2 protein-coding genes are annotated in these 1,036 nt (G+C 51.5%); both read left to right on the forward strand.

Translation table 11 applies throughout. From position 1 onward, the window contains the following. A partial coding sequence (locus tag HW443_RS11745) for a DUF2442 domain-containing protein (RefSeq protein ID WP_176238278.1) occupies nucleotides 1-240 on the forward strand: 240 nt, incomplete at its 5' end. Between the two features lie 105 nt (nucleotides 241-345). Next, the coding region (gene folP / locus HW443_RS11750) for a dihydropteroate synthase (RefSeq protein ID WP_258190531.1) at nucleotides 346-1,036 on the forward strand (691 nt) is incomplete at its 3' end.

Genomic DNA, 1,036 nt, shown 5'->3' on the forward strand with positions numbered 1-1,036 from the left:
TCCGATGGGCGTACCATTTCTGTGCCCCTTAGTTGGTATCCCCGGCTTCTGCACGGGACTCCGGAAGAACGTAATCACTGGCGATTGATTGGTCAAGGGGAAGGGATTCACTGGCCGGACCTGGATGAAGACATCAGCGTTGATAATCTCATTTTGGGAAAGCCGTCTGGGGAGAGTCAGCATTCATTTAAGAAGTGGCAAGAAAGCCGCACATCACGCTCTGCGGCCTCTTCTGTTTAGTTGGGGTGCACCCAACTCCTCGCTGCAACCGGTTATATGCCCAAGCCGAGAGATGGCTTGGGTATTTTAATAGAGATCCTCTATTGATGAGAGGGGAGGCTGGAGTTGGCTATCAAAAACTTTGAAGGAGGAAATAAGATCAGTGAACTACTCCTCCCTTACGGAAGGGGACTTCTCGGCGGGGAAGTTAAAGCCGGGAAGCACACCCTGGATCTCTCCCGGCGGACTCACCTTATGGGGATCCTGAATGTGACTCCCGACTCCTTTTCCGATGGGGGAAAGTATCTGGATAGCCAGAGGGCTCTGGCTCACGCCATGCGTATGGCCGAAGAAGGAGCGGATATTATTGATGTGGGAGGGGAGTCCTCTCGCCCGGGTTCTCTACCCGTCTCTGCAGAGGAGGAGCTCCGCAGGGTCATACCAGTGGTGGAGGGACTGGCTGGCAAGATCGATCTTCCCATCTCTATAGATACCTACAAGTCGGAAGTGGCGGAAAGAGCTCTGCAGGCTGGAGCCGCTATGATCAATGATATCAGTGCCTGCCGCATGGACCAAAGAATGGTTGAGGTAGCCGCTAAATACCAATGTCCAGTTGTTCTTATGCACATGAAGGGCACGCCCAGAGACATGCAGTTGAATCCCTACTATGATTCCGTAGTTGAGGAGATATATCAGTTTTTCCTGGAAAGGGTAGAATACCTGGGCCATATGGGCATCCTGAGGGAAAATATGATAATAGATCCCGGTATAGGTTTTGGCAAAACCGTGGAACACAATTTGACCATATTGCGCAATC

Origin of the sequence: Candidatus Hakubella thermalkaliphila (assembly GCF_013281975.1) — a bacterium.
GTDB lineage: Bacteria > Actinomycetota > Humimicrobiia > Hakubellales > Hakubellaceae > Hakubella > Hakubella thermalkaliphila.